Raw genomic sequence first — 20,787 nt, 5'->3', positions numbered from 1 at the left:
GTTGTGTTGGCATGCTGTTGGGTGTCTGGGATGATGCACTGTTGTGTTGATTCTTGTGGCTGCTTTTGTGCTGGTGATGGCCTGTGTGGGTTGTTGTTGGTGTGGGGGTGGTTGTGTTGTGTGAGAACTGTATAGTGGACGCGAGTAATAATCTTTATTCTTTTTAGTTCTTGGTATTTTTTGTTTGCATATTTTGTGTGTGTTGTTTTTTAAGGGCACACGGTGGATGCCTTGGCATTATGAGCCGATGAAGGACGTGTAAGGCCGCGATAGGCCTCGGGGAGTTGCCAATAGAGCGTTGATCCGAGGGTGTCCGAATGGGGAAACCTGGCCATAGTTATGTGTGGTTACCCTTCAGTGAATTCATAGCTGTTGTGGGGGTTTACGCGGGGAAGTGAAACATCTCAGTACCCGTAGGAGAAGAAAACAATTGTGATTCCGTTAGTAGTGGCGAACGAACGTGGATGAGGCTAAACCATGTGCGTGTGATACCTGGCAGGGGTTGCGTGTGTGGTGTTGTGGGGTGTGTGCGTTAAAAAGGCTGCCATCTTTTTGCTGGTTTGTGCATGTGTTAGCGGAAGTGGTGTGGGAACGCCTGCCGTAGAAGGTGAGAGTCCTGTACGTGAAAGCATGTGTGCGCTGGTTGTGCATGTCCCCGAGTAGCAGCGGGCTCGTGGAATCTGCTGTGAATCTGCCGGGACCACCCGGTAAGCCTAAATACTTGTAATGACCGATAGCGGATTAGTACCGTGAGGGAATGGTGAAAAGTACCCCGGGAGGGGAGTGAAATAGTACCTGAAACCGTGTGCTTACAATCCGTCAGAGCCTCTTTTGTGGGGTGATGGCGTGCCTTTTGAAGAATGAGCCTGCGAGTCAGCGGCATGTCGCGAGGTTAACCTTTTGGTGGGTAGCCGTAGCGAAAGCGAATCCTAACGAGGGTGTTGTTAGTGGCATGTCCTGGACCCGAAGCGGGGTGATCTACCCATGGCCAGTGTGAAGCAGAGGTAAGACTTTGTGGAGGCGCGAACCCACTTAGGTTGAAAACTGAGGGGATGAGCTGTGGGTAGGGGTGAAAGGCCAATCAAACTCCGTGATAGCTGGTTCTCCCCGAAATGCATTTAGGTGCAGCGTTGCGTGTTTCTTGCTGGAGGTAGAGCTACTGGTTGGTTGAGCGGGACTACAATCTTAGCAATGTCAGCCAAACTCCGAATGCCGGTAATGTTATAGCGTGGCAGTGAGACTGCGGGGGATAAGCTCCGTTGGTCGAGAGGGAAACAGCCCAGATCGCCGGTTAAGGCCCCTAAGCGTGTACTAAGTGGAAAAGGATGTGGGATCGCGAAGACAGCCAGGAGGTTGGCTTAGAAGCAGCCATCCTTGAAAGAGTGCGTAATAGCTCACTGGTCGAGTGGTTCTGCGCCGACAATGTAGTGGGGCTCAAGTACACCGCCGAAGCCGCGGCAGTCAACATTTTTTGTTGGTTGGGTAGGGGAGCGTCGTGCATGTGGTGAAGCATTTGGGTGACCGGGTGTGGAGTGTGTGCGAGTGAGAATGCAGGCATGAGTAACGAATGAAAAGTGGAAAACTTTTCCGCCGGATGACTAAGGGTTCCTGGGTTAAGCTAATCTTCCCAGGGTGAGTCGGGACCTAAGGCGAGGCCGACAGGCGTAGTCGATGGATAACCAGTTGATATTCTGGTACCCGTGGTGATGCGACAAGTGGTGAATCAGTGGTACTAACCGCCCATTAATTGCATGTGTTCATACTTTGTGTGGGTGTGTGTGGTTGTGCGTGGGACCTTCGTTGGTAGTAGCCAAGTGATGGGGTGACGCAGTGAGGTAGCCGAGCCACTTATTGGATTGTGGTGTAAGCGTGTGGCCCGTGGCATAGGTAAATCCGTGCTGCATATAGGGTGAGGCGTGATGCGTAGACCTTTTTGGTTGATGTTGGTGATCCTGTACTGTCGAGAAAAGCCTCTAGCGAGTGTCATTATGGCCCGTACCCTAAACCGACACAGGTAGTCAGGTAGAGAATACTAAGGCGATCGGGTGAACTGTGGTTAAGGAACTCGGCAAAATGCCCCCGTAACTTCGGGAGAAGGGGGACCATTGTTGGTGACAGACTGATGGAGCTGACGGTGGTCGCAGAGAATAGAGGGAAGCGACTGTTTATTAAAAACACAGGTCCGTGCGAAAACGTGGAAGTTGATGTATACGGACTGACGCCTGCCCGGTGCTGGAAGGTTAAGAGGACCTGTTAGATCCCTTGTGGGGTCGAAGCGGAGAATTTAAGCCCCAGTAAACGGCGGTGGTAACTATAACCATCCTAAGGTAGCGAAATTCCTTGTCGGGTAAGTTCCGACCTGCACGAATGGCGTAACGACTTCCCTGCTGTCTCAACCACAGGCCCGGTGAAATTGCAGTACGAGTAAAGATGCTCGTTACGCGCGGCAGGACGAAAAGACCCCGGGACCTTCACTATAGCTTGGTATTGGTGTTTGGTTCGGTTTGTGTAGGATAGGTGGGAGACTGTGATACTGCGCCGCTAGGTGTGGTGGAGTCGCAAGTTGAAATACCACTCTGATCGGATTGAGCACCTTAACCTTGGCCCATGATCTGGGTTGGGGACAGTGCCTGGTGGGTAGTTTAACTGGGGCGGTTGCCTCCTAAAATGTAACGGAGGCGCCCAAAGGTTCCCTCAGCCTGGTTGGCAATCAGGTGGTGAGTGTAAGTGCACAAGGGAGCTTGACTGTGAGACTGACAGGTCGAGCAGGGACGAAAGTCGGGACTAGTGATCCGGCACCTACTTGTGGAAGTGGTGTCGCTCAACGGATAAAAGGTACCCCGGGGATAACAGGCTGATCTTCCCCAAGAGTCCATATCGACGGGATGGTTTGGCACCTCGATGTCGGCTCGTCGCATCCTGGGGCTGGAGTAGGTCCCAAGGGTTGGGCTGTTCGCCCATTAAAGCGGCACGCGAGCTGGGTTTAGAACGTCGTGAGACAGTTCGGTCTCTATCCGCCGTGCGCGTTGAAACTTGAAGAAGGCTGTCCCTAGTACGAGAGGACCGGGACGGACGTACCTCTAGTGTGCCAGTTGTCACGCCCGTGGCAGGGCTGGTTGGCTACGTACGGAAGGGATAACCGCTGAAAGCATCTAAGCGGGAAGCCTGTTTTAAGATGAGGTTTCTTTTGAGGTTCCCTCTAGACGAGGGGGTTGATAGGCCAGATCTGGAAGAGTGGTAACACTTGGAGGTGACTGGTACTAATTTACCGATAAACAACCACCTTATGTGGTGTGAATGTGTTGTGCCTGGAGCGTTTAAAAAGAAGAAGAGTTTTGTTGCTTGTGTTCACTGTGCAGTGTCTGACATGACACGTGTGTGTTGTGTTATATAGGATGTGTTGGTGGTTATAGCGTCGGGGGTACGCCCGGTCCCTTTCCGAACCCGGAAGCTAAGCCCGATTGCGCTGATGGTACTGCACCTGGGAGGGTGTGGGAGAGTAGGTCGCCGCCAACCAAAAAATTTGATACAAACAAAAAAATTATGGAGAGTCTAGGTATGATGCCTTACCCTGTGGGGGTGGGTGTGGTGCTTAGACTCTCCTTCTTTTTGTGTACCCACACATAGATCACCCCTTTTTTTGGGTGAAAGGGGGTGTGTGGGGTGTGGGGTTTATTCCGTAGTAAAACACCGGGGGGTGTTGTTGATGGGGTCGCAGAAGGCTAACCGATAAGCCATAAGGTGCATAGGAACACGGAAGTCTTCCTCCTCTTCTGGGAGGATAGTGGGGTAGGCAGGGTCACCGAGGATGGGAACACCAGCTGCCCACATGTGGAGCCGTAGCTGATGGGTGCGTCCTGTGTGTGGTTGAAGCGTGTAGCGTGCCAGGGGCGTGGTGACGTTGTGAAGTTGTTGTAACTGGGCTGTTTCTTGTGCGCTGAGCTTGGTGACGTCGACAAGCAAAGTCTCGGCGTTTGGGGGACCTGGGACGATGTGTCCTTGTATGTCGCCTGGTGTTTTGGTCATGTGGTCGCGCCAGAGGGTGTTGCCGGTTAGATCATCTCTGAAGCGTGCGATTGCGTGGTAGGTTTTGGTTACTTTTCGCTCGGCAAAGAGACTTTGATAGGCGCCGCGAACTTTACGATTTTTAGTGAAAACCAAAATGCCAGAGGTGAGGCGGTCGAGACGGTGCGCGGGCGAGAGTTCGCCGTTGCCAGTCGCGCGACGCATCTGCACGGTGGCGGTCTGCGTGATGTGTTTTCCTCGGGGCATGGTGGCCAGAAATGGCGGTTTATTCACCACAAGAAGGTTCTCATCTTCGTAAATAGTTTCGCAGCTGTAGGGGACCGGCGTTTCCGGAGCGGGGGTGCGGTAGAACCAGATATCCTCGTTGGCTTTGAGCGGCGTATCTGGGGCAGCAATGCGGAACTTAGGGCCGATGATCACCTGATCCTGCTGAAAGCGCGCAAGGAGTGCTTCAGGAGTGTCATCGGGATGCCGGCGGCGTTGCGACGCTATAAGCTCCCATGCGAACTCGTAGGCGCTCACCCCAGCGCATTCTTCGGGTACCCTCACTCTGGTGGGGTTGAGGCCATCTTTTACCGGTAAAGGTGCTTGGCCACGGGGAACGTGTACTACCCTATCTTCCATGGACATTAATGCTATCTTGCTTCCGGTCATGGACTTCTTTAGCCAAGGAATTGGCCGAGTTATTGCGAATATTCTTCAGGCGATCTATTCCTTCTTCTACCCTGCGAACGCCCCAGCAGCGACGCTTCCTGAAGCGAAGTAGTTATTCCATAGCGACTAATCGCTAGTGAGTGCCGTTTTCTATTGGATTAGTCCGCAGCTACCCTCAGACTGGTTACAACCGGTAGTATGTGGCGCCGTCGAGCGCTAACATGGAAAGTGTGATTGGCCACCTATGGTGGTTGAATCGGCCTTGGTTGTGAGGCCACAGTGGATGCGGAGATTCCGTGTCGCCCCGTGAAGAAAGGCTCAGGAAAATGACTGCCGAGAACATCGTCGTCGTCGCAGTTGACGGCTCTGAAGCATCAAATAATGCGGTTCGCTGGGCGGCAAACACCGCAAACAAGCGTGGTGTTCCACTGCGCTTGGCCGCCAGCTACACCATGCCCCAGTTCCTCTACGCTGAGGGAATGGTCCCGCCGCAGGAGCTTTTCGACGAGCTCCAGACGGAGACCATGGAAACCGTCGAGGCCGCTCGAACCATCGCGCACGAGGTGGCACCGGACATCAAGATTGGCTACACCATTGCAGAGGGAAGCCCCATCGACATGCTCCTGGAGATGTCTAGTGACGTCACCATGATCGTGATGGGATCTCGTGGCTTGGGAGGCCTGTCTGGCATGGTTATGGGATCCGTTTCTGCCGCTGTGGTGAGCCACGCCAAGTGCCCAGTAGTGGTGGTTCGCGAGGACAACCAGGTAACTGACACCAACAAGTACGGCCCCGTCGTGGTCGGCGTGGATGGCTCGGAAGTTTCTCAGCGGGCAACAGAGTTCGCTTTTGAAGAGGCTCAGGCTCGTGGTGCAAAGCTAGTGGCTATCCACACGTGGATGGACATGCAGGTTCAGGCTTCCCTGGCCGGTTTGGCAGCAGCACAGCAGGAATGGAATGTGATTGAGGATGAGCAGACACAGCTTCTCCACGACCGCATTCAGCCGTTGTTGGAGCGCTTCCCAGACGTGGATGTGGACATGGTGATTACTAGGGACCGTCCGATTCGTGCATTGGAAGATTCTGCGAAGGATGCACAGTTGTTGGTCGTTGGTTCTCACGGACGCGGTGGGTTCCGCGGCATGTTGCTGGGTTCCACTTCTCGTGCACTCCTCCAGTCGGCTCCGTGTCCGATGGTGGTAGTACGCCCGACTGATAACGCCTAATAGGTTTCTCACGTGCATAGCCAGCCTTCTTGAATAGGGAGGCTGGCTTTTTTGTGTTCTGCTTCACCGAAAAACGACCTTCGTTGAAGCTAATCAGCGAAAAACCCTGGAAAACTTCACAGATTAGTTATTCTTTGTTCAATTGTTATTTTTAATGAATATATGCGGATCGGTGTGGCAGTCTTTGGGTTACAAATCGGCAAACTATGGGTGTGTGCAAGGCTTTTGGAGAAGGGAGACCCACGCACACGTAGTTTTCGGCCTAGCGTGGAAGATAGCAAGTGAGCGCTGGACTTTCAGGACGTAGGGTCCGGAGACGGAGCTCGAATAGACATCATTTAAGGAGTCAACATGCTAGGTCTAGGAATTATCGGTTGGATCATTATTGGTGGTCTTGCTGGCTGGATTGCCTCCAAGATCAAAGGCACTGATGCTCAGCAAGGTATTGGCCTCAACATTCTCGTCGGTGTTGTCGGCGGCCTTTTGGGTGGCTGGCTCCTGAAACTCTTCGGCGTAGATGTTGCTGGCGGCGGCCTTATCTTTAGCTTCCTTACCTGCTTGCTCGGCGCGGTGATCTTGCTCAGTATTGTTCAGATGGTTCGCAAGTAGCGACCCAACAAAAAGAAAGGGCGGACGAGGTTTCTCGTCCGCCCTTCTTTCTATGAAATTAGTAGTCTTCTTTCTTTTTCACCCAAGCGATAGCCGCATAGGTGATGGGAAGAACAAGGATTTCCACTGCCGTTTTCCAGAAGAATCCGACGAGAGTGTAGTTTGCGGTGTCAGCAAAAGTAGTGATGCCAATGACCGGGGCCGCGATGATACAGAAAATGAGCGTATCGCCGAATTCTCCGACGATGGTTGAACCTATGAGCCGGACCCACAGAGAACGTTCTCCAGTGCGCTTTTTGATAGCCACGAGTACGTATGAGTTGAGAAGCTGTCCAACGAGGTAACCCGCAAGCGAAGCTAAGACGATGCGTGGCACTAATCCTAGAGTGGCAACGAAGGCTTCTTGTCCAGTGTAAAAGTCTGCAGAGGGTAGCCAGATCGCCACATAGAAGGAGATCACGGCCACAAGCATGACAAAGAATCCGGTCCAGATGGCGCGTCGAGTAGCGCGAAATCCGTAGCACTCGGAGAGTACGTCGCCGATGACGTAGGCGGCGGGGAATAGGAAGAAGGCTCCGTCGGTGATGATGGGGCCGAGGGCCACGCCTTTGGTGGCGTTGATATTAGAGATGAGGAAGATAGCCACGAATAACGTGAGCAGCAACGGATAATAGCTACGTTGCACGGCGATGAAGCGTGCCGGTTTGGAAGGGTCTGAGGTAGTGACGGACGCAGCGGAATCATCGGCTGCGCCCTGCCCAGAGTTGAGGGGATCTGAAATAGTCATGGATCGTATCGTGCCATAACAGAGGGGCGAAATTATAGCTGGCTACCTATGGGGTCGGTTTCCCTGAGCGAAGTGAGTAGACTAGTCTGTGCATGTCTACTGGAATGGGCTGACAGTAGTTGCACGTAGTACCCTTTACATTCGTTGTTACTAGCTCCCATAGGAAGGAAGTGGCTCTTTTGGCCGAGGCGAAGAGTGCGAAAACTGCGGGGCGGCGTCGTAACCGCCCGAGTCCAAGACAACGCCTCCTAGAAAGCGCTACACGCCTTTTTACCACCGAGGGCATTCGTGTCATCGGTATCGATAGGATCCTGAGGGAAGCGGATGTAGCAAAAGCCAGTCTGTACTCACTTTTCGGCTCCAAAGATGCCCTGGTCATCGCTTATATAGAAAACCTTGATGAGCAGTGGCGTGCATCTTATTACGAGCGCACAAAAAATATGGTGCAGCCCGAGGATAAAATTCTGGCTTTTTTTGACCAATGCATTGAAGAAGAACCTCAGAAACATTACAGAGGATCTCACTTCCAAAATGCTGCTAATGAGTACCCTCGTCCAGAAACAGATATGGAAAAGGGGATCGTGCTAGCGGTGAAAGAACACCGAGACTGGTGTCTGACAACGCTCACCGATCTGCTTACAGAGAAGAACGGCTATCCCGGAACCACCCAGGCACAGCAGCTGATGATCTTCCTTGATGGAGGTCTCGCAGGCGGGCGACTGAATCATTCGCTGGAATCACTCAAAACCGCTCGAGAGTTAGCCGTACAGCTTTTGTCTGCGCCCCCCGCCGATTACTCGATTTAGGTAGTTTCCTCAGCAGATTTTTCAGCTGACTTCTTGGCACGTGCGGCAGCCCGCTCAGCACGCTTTTTTTCCGCTGCTTGCTTTCGCTCCTCAGCTCGTTCCTTGTCTATCTCATCGCGAGCTGCTTTCCGTTCTTGAGCAAGGGCTTTTTTGCGGGCTTTTTCTTCTGCTTTAGCTTTACGACGCTCCTCTTTGATCTCCGCTATCTCTGCTCGATAGCGGGAGAAATGCCAAGGCATGATGATCGCGGCAAGACGCTTGCGTCGTAAAGCGCGGGTGCAAGCTTTTTTCTCCTGAACGCGTTGACGACGCTGGTGGCGTCGATGGGCTTGAAAGGCTTGGTGCTCCTCGTCGAACGGATACTTGATGCGAAGTACAAGGTACATCAGTGCATTTTGTATCAACGTCCACAGGTTGTTAGCCACCCAATACATGCAAATAGCTGCGGGAATAGGAGATCTTAGACCCAAGCCGATCAGCGTCAGCGGGGTGAAAAAGATCATGATGATCAAAAAGCGGTTGAGTTGTACTGCCAGGCCCGAGTCATGATCCACCGCATAGTTATTGCGTACTACAGAAATGATCAGGTTGATCACGGTAAAAACGCACGCCGCGATGATGAGCGGGGTCACAAAAGCATGGACGGCATCGTATGTGGTGTTAAGTCGAGCGAGCTGCTCAGCAGACATGGCGTTATACGCTGGAAGCGGCACGTCGGAGACTCGGGAATTGAGGAAAGCGCTGACGTCATCCGACGAGAGTAATCCAATAGGAGCATGTTCGTTTGCGTCCAATCCCTCAACCGGCCGTGCCATACGCAGCAACACTTGATAAAGGCCGAGGAAGACCGGAATCTGGATCAGAGCAGGGACACAACCAGCTTGCACGCTGTAGCCGTACTCTTTGCGCAGGTCCTTTTGCTTCTGCTGATACTCAAGGATTGATTCCTTATCAGTCTTTTCCTCGTATTCTTCTTGCAACCGCTTGAGCTTAGGACGCATGAGAATACTTGCGCGACCGGATTTAAGCTGCATCCACGTAAACGGTGCCACAATGCCTCGTACCGTAATAACAAGAGCAAACAGGGATAAAGCCCATGCAAGCGAAGCTGGCATACCGAGCATGTTGGCCAAGAAGAGGTGCCAAAGCTTCATCACCCCAGACACTGGGTAGATAAATATCTCTATCACGAGCGGTACTGTCTCCATTCCAACCTGCGTGCGCATATGCGCATCGACGAGCTATGAATACACCGGTGCGGCAGCTCTGGTTACAAGCTCAGCGTAATAAAAGAACAATAAAAAGAGTACGCGTAGTAGTGGACGACGTGAAAAAGCGGGCTACACTACTTCTACCTACCTGGATTACAGAAGTTAAGGAAGCAATGACCAGTTCTACAGCCCCAGGTGCTCCCTCTGGGGGAGAGCCGAAACACAGACATGGAGTCGGCCGACACAGCGCGTCTGAGTCGAAAACCGGAAGCCATAAGAAGCGCCCACGCGTGACCTTTACCCAAATCTTGGGTGAGATCCTGTTGACCGCCGGCATCCTTTTCTTCCTCTTTGCATTCTACGAGTCTTATTGGACCAATATTGCATCTGGGAAGGCTCAGAATGAGGCTAATAACCAGCTACAAAACCAGTGGGACAACGAGCGAGTGAATCCGCGCAAGAAGATCACCCCTGAGCTTGGTGCGGCTTTTGCTCGAATGTACATACCGGCCTTTGGATCCGACTTTCAGTTTGCGATCGTCGAGGGAACATCGGACACGGATCTAGAGGCAGGCCCCGGACATTATCAGGACACTCAGTTGCCGGGAGAAAAAGGCAACTTTGCTGTCGCGGGCCACCGGGTGGGTAAAGGTGCTCCCTTTAATGATTTGGGTAACTTACGCGCATGCGATGCTGTCGTGGTGGAAACCCAAAACGCATGGAATGTGTATCGAGTTCTCCCCATCGATTCCTTTGGAGAACAGCGCCGTGCTGAGGCCGAGCGCTGCCTAACTCCAGAGCAGATCGAGCGCGTTGCTCACGGCGACTATTCGAGCATTAGTGGTCGATACATCACCACCCCCGGCGACGTGAATACGATTAGTTCCCTTCCTGGGACAGATATCACCACAGCTGGCGATGACATGGAGAGCGTGATGACGATGACTACATGCCACCCGCAGTTCTCTAACGCAGAACGCATGATCGTCCATGCAATGCTTACTGAGACGATCCCTAAGAATGGCTCCGGGGAGAAACCCGCCGCATTGGAGGAAAAGTAAATGTATGGATTATTTTGGCGCTGTCTACCGGGGCCTTGGCCGATAAAAGTTCTTCTTGCCCTCGTTGTTGCGGTAGCGGTTTTCTTCCTCCTCATGGAGGTTGTGTTCCCCTGGGTATCTACTCTTATGCCCTATAACGACGTGGCAGTCTAAGCATGTGAGTTGCATGCAGAATAGCGCGAGAGGCTACCGAGCTAACCGGTAGCCTCTTTTCTTTTCTGACGACGCTTACAGTGCCAACCGGGAGATGGTCTCTTTGGCAATCAGCTCTGCTTTGAGTGACTGCGGCTGATTACTAAAAACCACTACCGCTACGTTGCCCTTTTGTACCGCGTAGGTGGCGCCCTTCTCGTTGCCGATGCGTCCGCCTGACCAACCTGCAGGTTCTTCGGCAGGCTCGGTGGTATCGATCGGGGCGGCCCAATCGACGACCTTGATGGCGTCTTGTTCGGTAGCCATGTGCCGTACCATCACAGTGGCCTGGGGGTCTTCCGGATAAGACCAGAAAACACAGGCAGGGGTGTCAAAGCGAGAATCTATGCCTTGGCCGACCATGCGCTGTCCGTTGGTGTCTGCAACCCAGTTTGAGTCGAGATAAGGGCACTCTGTCCAACCATTTTTCCCCTCGGGGACTTCCGGGAGGGCTTCTGCGGGGAGCCCCGAATCGGGAAGAGGGGCCTCGTTAGCGCCCCCGGTTGCGGCGGTGGAAGCGGCGCTAGATGACGAAGTTGTGTTGCTTCCACATCCGGCTGCCGTCAGTGTCACTGCAATAAGAGCTATAGGCAGTAAGGTACGTCTCATGCGACTAAGCCTAGATCCTCAAGACCCTAATAGTGTACGTTTCCCCCGCGAGAGAGGGCAGTATGGCGATGAAAATTTTGCAGGGGACACACTATCGGGGCTTTTCGACGTCACAGGCGGAGATCTCATGGACGTTCATCTAGAAGAGCACGTGGGACAACCTGGTGCGGCGCTTTATTACCGTGCCATGAACATTTTGACCATGGTTTTGTTGATCGTTTCCGTGGGTGGGGTTGTGAGGCTAGATACCCGGTCAGCGATGATCGCGGTAGTGCTTAGTGCCTTTTTTGCTCTTATTTACTCGCTCATCGTGCTTGGTCAATACACCAAGCTATGGCAGATCCTGCTGTTCCTCGGGGCGTTGACTCTGGTGTGGGTGCTCATGCTTCCCATCGTTCCAGTGTCTGTGTACATGGTGTTTCCACTGTTTTTCTTGTACCTACGCGTATTGCCAGACATACGAGGGATCATCGCAGTTATAGGGGCAACCATCATAGCGATCTTTAGTCAGATGCCTGATCTGACTTTAGGTGCAGTCATGGGGCCGCTTGTGTCTGCTCTTGTGGTGATCGCAATCCACTTTGCCTTTGAGGCAATCTGGAAAGGCGCGCGGGAACGCGATTTATTGATACAGGAGCTTATTTCTACGCGTTCGCAATTGGCGGAGACCGAGCGAGCAGCAGGAGTGGCGGCCGAGCGGCAGCGCATTGCCCATGAAATTCACGATACGTTGGCACAAGGATTATCGAGCATCCAGATGTTGCTCCGGGTATCAGAACAAGATATTAAAAACTCCAGCATGAGTGAAGAAGAACAAGCTGTTCCTCTAAAGCGAATGGAGCTGGCCCGCACTACTGCGGCAGATAATCTGAGTGAGGCACGCGCGATGATCGCTGCATTACAGCCGGCGGCGTTGAGTAAAACCTCGTTGGAGGGGGCTTTGCACCGTGTTGCAGAACAGATTGTTTCACCAGAGATTTCTATCCTGGTTGAGGGGGTAGAGCGACAGCTGCCCATGCGCACAGAAGCTGCATTGCTGCGTATTGGTCAGGGGGCGCTGGGTAACGTCGCAAAGCATTCACAGGCGGAGAGGTGCCAAGTAACGCTCACGTATGCGGATGATGAAGTACGTCTGGATGTTGTGGACAACGGGCAAGGATTTGACCCTGAACAGGTGGCTAATCGTCCAGCAGGTTTAGGACACATTGGGATTAATGCGATGAGACAGCGCGCAGAGGAACAGGGCGGAACGTTGGAAGTGGAATCTGCGCCGGGCGATGGAACTGCTGTATCGGTGGCGCTTCCCATACGCGCAGAGTCATAATGTGGTCTTGCTTATGGATGGGGTAAAGCGGCAGGTGACACGATATAGAATTAGTTACAAGGGTGGGCTAAGTTAGTTGTGTGTCTGCCCCGCCAGCGCGTGGCGTAGCAGGAAAAAGAAAGGCGTGATCATCACATGATTCGAGTTTTGCTTGCCGACGACCACGAGATCGTTCGACTAGGCCTGCGCGCAGTCCTGGAAAGCGCGGACGATATCGAGGTTATCGGGGAAGTAGCCACCGCAGAAGGCGCTATAGCGGCAGCCCAAGCAGGTGGAATCGATGTGATCCTCATGGACCTACGTTTTGGGCCGGGAGTGGAAGGCACACGGCTGACCAATGGTGCCGATGCTACCGCTGAAATAAAGCGCACCATGGAAAAATCACCTCATGTGTTGGTTGTGACCAACTATGACACCGACGCAGACATCTTGGGGGCTATTGAAGCTGGGGCGCTGGGATATCTGCTTAAGGATGCTCCGCCGGAGGAACTGCTTGCTGCTGTTCGCTCTGCGGCGGAAGGCGACTCCACGCTTTCCCCCACGGTAGCCAACCGGCTTATGACCCGTGTGCGGACTCCTCGTACCTCACTGACTCCGCGCGAGTTGGAGGTCTTGAAATTGGTTGCTGGAGGCTCTTCCAATCGGGATATCGGGCGTGTTCTGTTGCTTTCTGAGGCAACAGTGAAGAGCCACCTTGTGCATATTTATGACAAGCTGGGTGTCCGTTCCCGGACTTCGGCTGTTGCTATTGCTCGTGAACAGGGCGTTTTATAGCGTAAAAGACAACACGCGCCTCTCTTGTTGAAGAGAGGCGCGTGTACTTGTTTGTCTATCGCTTATGTGCCTGGATGAAGGCGTCGATGATCTCTTGTGGGATTTTGCCGCGTGCTGCAACGTCTAGTTTTTTAGACTTAGCCCATTGGCGTACGTCCTTAGGGTCGTGTCCCACAGGGGTGCGTTGGCTGACAGTTTTTGTGGCTTTGTCCATATATGGGCGGATAGCCTCGCGGAACTTTTCTGCATTTTCCTCTGAGAGATCGATGATGAAGTCTTCTCCATCAAAGCTGAAAGAGATAACGTGAACCTCGGATTCCTCGAGTGGACTGTTATCTAGATCATCAAAAAATTGGGTGATTTCTCGGCGTGCCACGTTAGTGCCCCTTTACTATTAATCGCTCAATGTGCTTAACCATCTGCAGGTAAGCGTTTGTTGTAACAAAGAGACAGTTGCCATCATTGCTAAATTCAAACTCAAAGGCATACGGGTAACAAAGAATGTACTTTGGAATGAACTAATTCAGTATATTATCCCTCAAAAGATGTAATTACTATCTGTATCTTTCTAATAGAATCTTACTTTCGGCAGATCTTCCTAGTTGGGTTTGATTTCTATTTATTTATTCCTTCAATATTGTGGTGGCCATTTTCATTATTAATGCGAGGTTGGATGTATGTGAATGTGGCGAACTTTATAGGGATTCTCGTGATGGCTGAAATATTCCAAAGTAAGAGTTTTGATTTACTTACTTTAAGTATCGGAAAGAAGCAATATAAAAATTATGGAATTTAGCTTCTGTGGCTGAGATATGAACGATATGCCAATAAAAAAATGAGCCAAATCACTAATTTGGCTCATTCGGCTTTTCGATTTGTTTTAAGCGAAGAGATAGCGAGACGCTAACGAGGTGCTTTAGCCCTCAATCTTGTTTTGAATTTGGCGTCCGAGTTGGTCCAGATCCTTATGGATGCTGCGGTGACTACGTTGACGCAGCTCTGGGGTCATGAACTCTGCATTATCGACGGCAAAGTCGAGGTCCTGAAGACGCTGTTCAACGTCGGTAACAAAGCCCTTGGGTAGGGAAGAGAGTTTGACGGAGCTACGCATTCCAGCAATGCGGGCCTTGATTTCTGCACCGTGCCCACTGAAGCGTCCCAGATCGTCTGCGCTGACTCCCAGCTTCATCGCACGACGCTTGGCCGCCTCTTCCTTTGCCATTGTGATGCCTCGGTAAATGAGTGGGAGTGCAACCGGGATGACTGCTCGGGCCGCTCCCGCATAGCGCAGCACGTTGTTCTTGTTAAACTTGCCGGCTTTGAGCTGCTCGAGAGTGTTCTTGGCCATTTTCTCGTCGTGCTTACGCTTGGCCTTGAGGCCTTTCTTCTCTTCCTTCAGCAGCTTCTTTTCCTGCCGGGCAAGGAACTTATCGCGTTTGTATTCGAGTTTGGCTGCTTCCTTGGCCTCCTGGCGGGCGCGAACCTTAGCGGCCTTGATCTCTGCCTTGGTCTTGGCGCGTGCCTTACGGATAGATTCAAACAATCCCATGGTTGTTTCCTTCACTCGTGCGTATGCTCGTCTCTCGATTCTAAGGGGATCGGTGGGAGGCGGGAGACGATACCTCGCTTACGTAGCGGCATGTCCGGTGATCCGCACCAGAACCCAGTCAAATTCCACAGTACCCGTACTCGTGCAATAGGCTGGTGTACTTGTGAACACCGATATATGCCTGCAGCCTTCTGACTTGGTGGGCTGCCGCTACCGGCTCGTGCAAGCTAGCCGGCACCCAGGTGTATCACCAACGCACAATTCCCAGCTCAGGTATGAGCGTCGTGTGCAAGCAAAGGAAGAGGCGCGCGCCTTTTTCCCCACGGTCCCGAGCCTGGGAGATCCCCGGAATTTCCTGCGCATTGATATCCCCCCGCAAGGGAGGGACGACGCGGACGCTACTGACGCGGATCCAGATGCACCGTGGTTTGCCACATTGGAAGCTCTTGCTGCCCAGGCCACTATCATTACCAATCCCGTTCTCCTGGGGAAAGACAACGGGCGGGCGTGGCGAGTGCGCCTGGATGCGCTCGTGCGTAGGCCCGAGGGAACCTACATGCCTGTTCTTATCTCTAACCACCGAGTGGCCAGGCCACACCCTCAGAAAACGATCAAGGTCATGGCCACGGCGCGTCTGGGCTTGGGAACCCCCTACTCCGCCCACTTCAAGCTCAAACACCATGCCTCAGATTCCTATGCCTTGGGTTTGGCGGCACGTGCGCTTGATCGCCTTGGGGTGGGGAGCAGTCGCGCCGGGCTGATTGGGCAGGATCGTGAGCTAGTTTTCCTTCTGAATACGGACTTCTTCCAGCAGGGCCTTGATGTTGCTCTTGCTGTTCCGAACCCGGATCATGCTCGTCGCGTGAAAGAATGCGCGAGCTGTAGGTATTGGGAGTTTTGCGAGCAAGAGCTCAAAGCCTCCGATGACCTCAGCCTTTTCCTTTCTGGCGATCGCGGTGATCCCTATCGGGAACGTGGAATTACTACTGTGAATGGGCTTGTCGACGCCAACCTAGGGGCACCCTCGCAGCTGGCGCGGGCATGGCGTGATGGAGTGGACATAGTGCGGAAGTCGCCCGAGGTAACTTTCCCGCGTTTTGATGTAGAGATCGACATTGATGTGGAGGCGTACCTGGACCAGGGGGCCTACCTGTGGGGTACATACGATGGGGAAGAGTATCGTCCCTTTGTTACGTGGGAAGGGCTTGGCGGCGAGGCTGAAGCGCAGGCCTTCGCGCGGATGTGGGCGTGGCTCAAGCAGCGTCGTGAAGCCGCACTTGCAGCCGGTAAAACTGTAGGCGTGTTTTGCTATTCCGCTCACGGGGAAAATCACTGGCTCAGGTTCTCCGCGCGTCGCTTCCACGGGCGCTATGAAGGAGTTCCTAGTGAAGCCGAGGTCTCTGAGTTTATTGCTTCCGGCGAATGGCAGGATGTTTTTGTTGCGGTCAAGAAGCAGCTGGCTGGCCCCAAAGGGCTAGGGCTCAAAGTGGTTGCTCCGGCGGCGGGGTTCCACTGGGATGCCGACGACGTCGACGGCGAGACAAGCGTGCATCTTTATAGGGAAGCCACGGGAGACGTTGCCGGGGCCGATCTTGAGGCCGCGCAGGCTACCCTCCTGAGCTATAACGGCGACGATTGCCGTGCCACAGCCGCCGTACGTCATTGGTTGGCTGAGGGCGCACCGGGTGTTCCTGCATTGGAAGATTTCTAAAGAATTTGCCTTGAATTTGGTGCCCTGAATACTGTTGCTGCTGTGAGTAAACAAACGCCCAGTTCCGGCCCACAATTAGCGGCAACCCTCGCCAGAGTGTCGGCGCGGCGCTCGACCTGGGCGACGTCGATAGTGCTTAGCGTTATTATCCTAGGCCTGTGGCTGATCAGTAAAGACATCCTGTTTTTCCGAGCCATCCCTCAAAACTTTGATGCGTACTTCCGGTACCACATCGACTTCGACGTCTATCGTGAAGGCGCCAAGGCCTTCCTTGCTGGCGATAACCTCTACACCCGCGGTTACTCAGTTGGTGGCGTCTCCCTGCCATTCACATATCCGCCCTTTGCAGCACTCGTATTCGTGCCCTTTACGCTGCTCAGCGTCAACTTTGGTGCCACGATTTTATGCTTAACGTCTGCACTTGCGCTGTGGTGGTGTGTGGTTCTGGCAACGCGCAGCGTTATGCCCGAGTGGGGCAAAACATCAGTGTACGGCTTTGCCGCAGTGATTCTGAGCATCGCACTTCTCATGGAACCCGTCAGGGACACCATGGGGTTTGCACAGGTCAATGTGCTTCTTATGTTGCTCGTTATCATTGATGTTCTTGCCCGTCGCACGATGCTCCCACGCGGCAGCCTGGTAGGAATCGCAGCTGCTATCAAACTGACACCTGCGGTCTTTGGCCTGTACTTCCTGGTGAAAAAGGACTACAAAGCCGCAGCGTGGAGTGTTGCCTCTGGCATCGGTGTTACCCTCCTCACCTGGCTGATCGCGCCGCAGACCTCCACAACCTACTGGTTTGAGACTCTGAGCGACCCAGGGCGCATCGGAGACCTGACCTGGCCAAGTAACCAATCCTTCCGAGGCGTGATCGCCCGCTTCTTTGGGCAGGAATCGCACACCGGCTTGTGGGCGGTAGCAAGCCTCCTCGTTTTTGCGGTACTCGCATGGTTGATGTGGGCCTTGCTGCGCCGCGACCATACAGCCGCAGCACTCTGCGTCAATTCCCTGTTGGCGCTTCTGTGCTCCCCAGTATCATGGTCGCATCACTGGGTGTGGGTTGTGGTAGCTGTTGCCGTGGCTATCGTGGTGGCCGCCCGCAGCTGGGGAGCGTCTGCCGCTGCTTACCCATTGATGGCTGGCAGTGTTTGGGCTGTTGTTATCACCGTCTGCAGTGGGCACTGGCTACTGCCGCGTTACGGCGGCGCACCTATGCGCTGGAACCTCGCCCAACACCTATTCGGTGACTCCTACGTGCTTATGGCGATCCTCGTGCTCGTGGCTATGAGCGTTTGGTTTATCAAGCCATGGGGAATGACCGCCGGAAAAGCGCTAGGGAACGTCACATATGCGGTGGCTGTGGGATGGGCTGTGGTGAGCGCGTACGTGCTTTTTACGTCGTATCCTTTTTAGCGGGTGGACGCCGCGAAGCGTCGTAAAGCAACTGCTATGCCTAAAAGTGCTAAGGTCCACAGGCTGAGCCAACCGATAAACCCAAGCCAACTCAGTGAATCAAAAGCGTATCCAGACATCCATCCCACGACGGAAGATCCAACGTAATAACTGAGTAGATACATGCTTGCACCCGCGGCGCGGTGCGATGTGGCTATTAATCCCACCCAGCCGGATGCGATGGAATGGATGAGGAAGAACGCTGCTGTGAAGACGAACAGTCCTATAAGTGTGAGCGCGAGGGACTCCCAGAGCATGAGGATCAGGCCCAAAAGCATGGCAAGGGCACCGTACATCATTCCCTGACCGCGTCCTATATGTCCAGTCCATGCGCCTGCGCGAGCGGAACTCCACGTCCCCGCCAGATACATGAGGAATACAATGCCCACCAAGGCCTCGGAGAGCCTGAATGTATGGATCATACGGAATCCGATGTAGTTATACACCGATACGGAAACGCCGAGGCCGATAAAAGCAGTGGCGAATAATAGCGCCAGGGAGGGTGTGGTCCAGTGGGCGAGCATCGCTGAGCTTTCGTTTTTAATGCTCAACGTTCGTGGTTGGAATCGGCGTTGTTTGGGCAGCATAACTGCCATGGTTATCGCCATGGTTAAGGCGCATAGGGTTGTAACAAACAAGGCCCATCGCCATGTGGTGACTTCAAGGAAAAGTGCGGGGATCAGCCGGCCTGAGAGGCCTCCTACTGTGTTGCCTGCGATATAAATTCCCATGGCCTTGGCTAGGTCTTCGGGATGAATCTCTTCGCTGAGCCAAGTCATTGCCACTGCTGGGACTCCGGCAATGAAAACGCCCTGGAGCGCGCGGAGGACAATAAGAACCCACATAGAGGACGCTAGTGGAAGACACAAGCCCAGCGCGGTGGCTAAAAGTGCAGAGATGATGAGGATCCGGCTGCGCCCGAACCGTTCCGAGAGGATAGAAGCAGGAACTATGCAGATCGCTAGGGCCCCTGTTGTTGCAGAGATGGTGAGTGCTGCTGTTGTGGGACTGACGTCAAAGCTTGTCACAAGCCTGGGGAGGATAGCTTGCGTGCAATACAAAGCATTGAAGGTAGCAAGGCCTGCAGCTAGGGAGGCGACTACGGCGCGCCGGTAATCAGTGCTGCCTTGGCGTAGCCCTTCCGATCCGGATGTATGCGATGGCTCTGGCAAAGACATACATCTATGGTTGCTCACCTTTGTATATGTGTAAAATGACAAAAATAACTCGAATTCATGCATTATTTACATGATCCGAATAGTGAGGCCTCTGTGAATATAAATAGTGAGGATCTTCGCAGTTTCATTGCCGTTGCGGACATGGGGCATGTGAGCGCAGCGGCTGATGCGCTTGGGGTGTCGCAACCCACCCTTTCGCGCAGGATCGCCCGCGTAGAACGAGCTTTTGGTGGCACGCTTTTTGAGCGCAATGGCAGGGGTATTGAACTCAATATGCGAGGCCACGTGGTTTTGTTGCATGCGCGCCGGGCGGATCAAGAACTTGTGAATGCGCGCAAAGAGGTGCAGAGGTTGCTGGATCCGGAGCATGGTACGGTGCGCCTCGATTTCATGCATTCTTTGGGTACTTGGATGGTGCCAGATTTTCTTCGCGCCTACCGAGCGGAACATCCGCACGTGGACTTTCAGCTGCACCAAGGTGCAGCGCAGGACCTCACGAGCCGCGTACTTTCCGGAGAATCTGATCTTGCCCTCATAGCCCCACGTCCTAAGCTTCTCGACGCCCCCTCTGGTTGGGCACCTCTCTTTTCGCAGCGCTTGGCCCTCGCAATCCCGCTCGACCATCCACTCGCAAGGAAGAACTCACCCATCAGGATGGAGGAAGCTCACGATGTTCCCTTTGTGGGAATGCTGCCGGGGTTTGGCACTCGTATGCTTCTCGACGACCTTGCCCACCGTGCCGGTTTTACGCCACAGTTAGTTTTTGAATCGATGGAGCTTACTACGGTGATAGGTCTGGTTGGGGCGGGATTGGGGGTTGGTCTGGTGCCCCTAGATGACCCCTACCTGGTGCCCAAGAATGTGGTGTTGCGTCCCCTTACTCCGGTGGTCAAGCGGGAGCTTGGCATGGTGTGGCGAAAAGAATCGCAGCCAGCGCCTGCGGTCGAGCAATTCCGCGCATTTATCCTCGACCGCAGTCCTGCGCTTGTGGCTAGCGCTTACGCGGGTTTGTCTTAACTAGTTCCACAAAGGTGTCAAGGTAGCGCTGGATGAACGCGCGGGTGTCTTCGTTGGAGATGGCACCGTTGTCGTCGATAAGCGTATTGGACTGGCCGATGAATGCCTCTGGCTGGCCGGTGAGTGGCATTGCAAAGTATGAAAGCGCGAGGCGGAGGTTCTTGTGGGAGCTGTAGCCGCCCATGCGTCCGACCGAATGGCTGATGATTCCACCTGGCAGGCCTGTCCATGCAACGTCGCTATTGGGTTTGGAGCCGACGTCGATGGCGTTTTTGAGGCAGGCGGGGATCGTGCGGTTGTTCTCTGCGGTGACAAAGAGGACTGCGTCCGAGGCTTTGAGCTCTTCACGGAAGGTCGTGTAGGCCTCTGGCAGTGGCTTGGAAGTCATGGATGGGTCGTCGTAATCAGCGTCATAGAGCGGTAGATCGCGGATTTCTAGGATGTTGGCATCCCAATCGCTGGGGAGCATCTCGATGGCATTGAGTGCGATCTTGCGGGCAAAAGAGCCTTCGCGGAGGCTGCCGACGAGGACGCTGACCTTGGTTGATGCAGTGGACATGGTGGTACAAAACCTCCCGAATAGAAAAACTAAAAATAATAC

Annotated in this window: 19 protein-coding genes and 2 rRNA genes; 13 read left to right on the top strand and 8 right to left on the bottom strand. The window is 53.6% G+C overall.

Annotated elements, in window-relative coordinates; translation table 11 throughout:
• Nucleotides 1-199: 199 nt before the first annotated feature.
• Together CULFRC11_RS10445 and rrf are read left to right on the top strand one after the other, a co-directional pair.
• A 23S ribosomal RNA gene (locus CULFRC11_RS10445) occupies nt 200-3,285 on the top strand.
• A gap of 114 nt (nt 3,286-3,399) precedes the next feature.
• Nucleotides 3,400-3,516 (top strand): 5S ribosomal RNA (gene rrf / locus CULFRC11_RS10440).
• 156 nt (nt 3,517-3,672) lie between these two features.
• Here the strand turns inward: rrf and CULFRC11_RS10435 are convergent.
• Nucleotides 3,673-4,656 (bottom strand): pseudouridine synthase, encoded by a 984-nt coding sequence (locus tag CULFRC11_RS10435; protein WP_038620872.1) that lies wholly within the window; start codon nt 4,654-4,656, stop codon nt 3,673-3,675.
• Between CULFRC11_RS10435 and CULFRC11_RS11335 the strand changes: the two genes are divergently transcribed.
• The 3 genes from CULFRC11_RS11335 (at nt 4,649) to CULFRC11_RS10425 (ending at nt 6,515) form a co-directional block, all read left to right on the top strand.
• Entirely contained in the window at nt 4,649-4,792 is a 144-nt protein-coding gene (locus tag CULFRC11_RS11335; RefSeq protein ID WP_014836934.1) for a hypothetical protein, read from the top strand. The genes CULFRC11_RS10435 and CULFRC11_RS11335 overlap by 8 nt on opposite strands.
• A gap of 214 nt (nt 4,793-5,006) precedes the next feature.
• Nucleotides 5,007-5,906: a universal stress protein gene (locus tag CULFRC11_RS10430; RefSeq protein WP_023636504.1), complete on the top strand. Its 900-nt coding sequence runs from the start codon at nt 5,007-5,009 to the stop codon at nt 5,904-5,906.
• Between the two features lie 351 nt (nt 5,907-6,257).
• Nucleotides 6,258-6,515, top strand: a complete 258-nt coding sequence (locus CULFRC11_RS10425) for a GlsB/YeaQ/YmgE family stress response membrane protein (RefSeq protein ID WP_013912590.1) — start codon at nt 6,258-6,260, stop codon at nt 6,513-6,515.
• Between the two features lie 58 nt (nt 6,516-6,573).
• Here the strand turns inward: CULFRC11_RS10425 and CULFRC11_RS10420 are convergent, their stop codons facing one another.
• Nucleotides 6,574-7,302: a queuosine precursor transporter gene (locus CULFRC11_RS10420; RefSeq protein ID WP_023636503.1), complete on the bottom strand. Its 729-nt coding sequence runs from the start codon at nt 7,300-7,302 to the stop codon at nt 6,574-6,576.
• 179 nt (nt 7,303-7,481) lie between these two features.
• Between CULFRC11_RS10420 and CULFRC11_RS10415 the strand changes: the two genes are divergently transcribed.
• On the top strand, nt 7,482-8,108 hold the full coding sequence (locus tag CULFRC11_RS10415) for a TetR/AcrR family transcriptional regulator (RefSeq protein ID WP_095076252.1): 627 nt from the start codon (nt 7,482-7,484) through the stop codon (nt 8,106-8,108).
• On the opposite strand, the gene yidC is transcribed toward CULFRC11_RS10415, so the two are convergent.
• Nucleotides 8,105-9,316 (bottom strand): membrane protein insertase YidC, encoded by a 1,212-nt coding sequence (gene yidC / locus CULFRC11_RS10410; RefSeq protein ID WP_031270703.1) that lies wholly within the window; start codon nt 9,314-9,316, stop codon nt 8,105-8,107. The two genes, CULFRC11_RS10415 and yidC, sit on opposite strands and share 4 nt — an antisense overlap.
• A 176-nt stretch (nt 9,317-9,492) precedes the next feature.
• Between yidC and CULFRC11_RS10405 the strand changes: the two genes are divergently transcribed.
• Nucleotides 9,493-10,380, top strand: a complete 888-nt coding sequence (locus tag CULFRC11_RS10405) for a class E sortase (protein WP_031270702.1) — start codon at nt 9,493-9,495, stop codon at nt 10,378-10,380.
• On the top strand, nt 10,381-10,533 hold the full coding sequence (locus CULFRC11_RS11330) for a hypothetical protein (protein WP_023636500.1): 153 nt from the start codon (nt 10,381-10,383) through the stop codon (nt 10,531-10,533). It begins immediately after the preceding gene.
• 75 nt (nt 10,534-10,608) lie between these two features.
• On the opposite strand, the gene CULFRC11_RS10395 is transcribed toward CULFRC11_RS11330, so the two are convergent.
• Nucleotides 10,609-11,181 carry a DUF2020 domain-containing protein gene (locus CULFRC11_RS10395; RefSeq protein WP_013912584.1) on the bottom strand — a complete coding sequence of 191 codons (573 nt, stop codon included), beginning with the start codon at nt 11,179-11,181 and terminating at the stop codon, nt 10,609-10,611.
• Here CULFRC11_RS10395 and CULFRC11_RS10390 point away from each other — a divergent pair.
• Both CULFRC11_RS10390 and CULFRC11_RS10385 read left to right on the top strand, forming a co-directional pair.
• The gene (locus tag CULFRC11_RS10390; protein WP_023636499.1) at nt 11,180-12,505 is read left to right on the top strand and encodes a sensor histidine kinase; all 1,326 of its coding nucleotides are present in this window, start codon (nt 11,180-11,182) and stop codon (nt 12,503-12,505) included. The two genes, CULFRC11_RS10395 and CULFRC11_RS10390, sit on opposite strands and share 2 nt — an antisense overlap.
• Nucleotides 12,506-12,640: 135 nt before the next feature.
• Nucleotides 12,641-13,279, top strand: coding sequence for a response regulator (locus CULFRC11_RS10385; RefSeq protein ID WP_013242864.1), 639 nt, complete (start codon nt 12,641-12,643; stop codon nt 13,277-13,279).
• A gap of 55 nt (nt 13,280-13,334) precedes the next feature.
• On the opposite strand, the gene CULFRC11_RS10380 is transcribed toward CULFRC11_RS10385, so the two are convergent.
• A complete protein-coding gene (locus tag CULFRC11_RS10380; RefSeq protein WP_013912582.1) occupies nt 13,335-13,655 on the bottom strand; it encodes a histone-like nucleoid-structuring protein Lsr2 in 321 nt (106 codons plus the stop codon).
• Nucleotides 13,656-14,195: 540 nt separating this feature from the next.
• A complete protein-coding gene (locus tag CULFRC11_RS10375) occupies nt 14,196-14,828 on the bottom strand; it encodes a DUF6474 family protein (protein ID WP_014836927.1) in 633 nt (210 codons plus the stop codon).
• Between the two features lie 163 nt (nt 14,829-14,991).
• Here CULFRC11_RS10375 and CULFRC11_RS10370 point away from each other — a divergent pair, with 163 nt between their 5' ends.
• Nucleotides 14,992-16,539, top strand: a complete 1,548-nt coding sequence (locus CULFRC11_RS10370) for a TM0106 family RecB-like putative nuclease (protein ID WP_023636498.1) — start codon at nt 14,992-14,994, stop codon at nt 16,537-16,539.
• Nucleotides 16,540-16,581: 42 nt separating this feature from the next.
• The gene (locus CULFRC11_RS10365; RefSeq protein ID WP_023636497.1) at nt 16,582-17,952 is read left to right on the top strand and encodes a glycosyltransferase 87 family protein; all 1,371 of its coding nucleotides are present in this window, start codon (nt 16,582-16,584) and stop codon (nt 17,950-17,952) included.
• Here CULFRC11_RS10365 and CULFRC11_RS10360 read toward each other — a convergent pair.
• Nucleotides 17,949-19,169, bottom strand: coding sequence for an MFS transporter (locus CULFRC11_RS10360; RefSeq protein WP_023636496.1), 1,221 nt, complete (start codon nt 19,167-19,169; stop codon nt 17,949-17,951). The genes CULFRC11_RS10365 and CULFRC11_RS10360 overlap by 4 nt on opposite strands.
• A 57-nt stretch (nt 19,170-19,226) precedes the next feature.
• Between CULFRC11_RS10360 and CULFRC11_RS10355 the strand changes: the two genes are divergently transcribed.
• Entirely contained in the window at nt 19,227-20,186 is a 960-nt protein-coding gene (locus CULFRC11_RS10355) for a LysR family transcriptional regulator (protein WP_181878572.1), read from the top strand.
• Here the strand turns inward: CULFRC11_RS10355 and CULFRC11_RS10350 are convergent.
• On the bottom strand, nt 20,161-20,745 hold the full coding sequence (locus CULFRC11_RS10350) for an NADPH-dependent FMN reductase (RefSeq protein ID WP_023636494.1): 585 nt from the start codon (nt 20,743-20,745) through the stop codon (nt 20,161-20,163). The two genes, CULFRC11_RS10355 and CULFRC11_RS10350, sit on opposite strands and share 26 nt — an antisense overlap.
• Between the last annotated feature and the right edge of the window lie 42 nt (nt 20,746-20,787).

This window comes from Corynebacterium ulcerans, from assembly GCF_000767685.1.
In the GTDB taxonomy this organism is placed as follows: Bacteria; Actinomycetota; Actinomycetes; order Mycobacteriales; family Mycobacteriaceae; genus Corynebacterium; species Corynebacterium ulcerans.
Note: the sequence above shows the minus strand (reverse complement) of the source record. Positions and strands in the feature narration are given on the sequence as shown.

Coding starts and splice junctions, on each gene's coding strand:
- CULFRC11_RS10360 (WP_023636496.1), bottom strand. CDS start 19,169: ATGTCTTTGCCAGAGCCATCGCATACATCCGGATCGGAAGGGCTACGC.
- CULFRC11_RS11330 (WP_023636500.1), top strand. CDS start 10,381: ATGTATGGATTATTTTGGCGCTGTCTACCGGGGCCTTGGCCGATAAAA.
- CULFRC11_RS10395 (WP_013912584.1), bottom strand. CDS start 11,181: ATGAGACGTACCTTACTGCCTATAGCTCTTATTGCAGTGACACTGACG.
- CULFRC11_RS10375 (WP_014836927.1), bottom strand. CDS start 14,828: ATGGGATTGTTTGAATCTATCCGTAAGGCACGCGCCAAGACCAAGGCA.
- CULFRC11_RS10430 (WP_023636504.1), top strand. CDS start 5,007: ATGACTGCCGAGAACATCGTCGTCGTCGCAGTTGACGGCTCTGAAGCA.
- CULFRC11_RS10385 (WP_013242864.1), top strand. CDS start 12,641: ATGATTCGAGTTTTGCTTGCCGACGACCACGAGATCGTTCGACTAGGC.
- CULFRC11_RS11335 (WP_014836934.1), top strand. CDS start 4,649: ATGGACATTAATGCTATCTTGCTTCCGGTCATGGACTTCTTTAGCCAA.
- CULFRC11_RS10390 (WP_023636499.1), top strand. CDS start 11,180: ATGCGACTAAGCCTAGATCCTCAAGACCCTAATAGTGTACGTTTCCCC.
- yidC (WP_031270703.1), bottom strand. CDS start 9,316: ATGGAGACAGTACCGCTCGTGATAGAGATATTTATCTACCCAGTGTCT.
- CULFRC11_RS10405 (WP_031270702.1), top strand. CDS start 9,493: ATGACCAGTTCTACAGCCCCAGGTGCTCCCTCTGGGGGAGAGCCGAAA.
- CULFRC11_RS10355 (WP_181878572.1), top strand. CDS start 19,227: ATGCATTATTTACATGATCCGAATAGTGAGGCCTCTGTGAATATAAAT.
- CULFRC11_RS10435 (WP_038620872.1), bottom strand. CDS start 4,656: ATGTCCATGGAAGATAGGGTAGTACACGTTCCCCGTGGCCAAGCACCT.
- CULFRC11_RS10420 (WP_023636503.1), bottom strand. CDS start 7,302: ATGACTATTTCAGATCCCCTCAACTCTGGGCAGGGCGCAGCCGATGAT.
- CULFRC11_RS10350 (WP_023636494.1), bottom strand. CDS start 20,745: ATGTCCACTGCATCAACCAAGGTCAGCGTCCTCGTCGGCAGCCTCCGC.
- CULFRC11_RS10425 (WP_013912590.1), top strand. CDS start 6,258: ATGCTAGGTCTAGGAATTATCGGTTGGATCATTATTGGTGGTCTTGCT.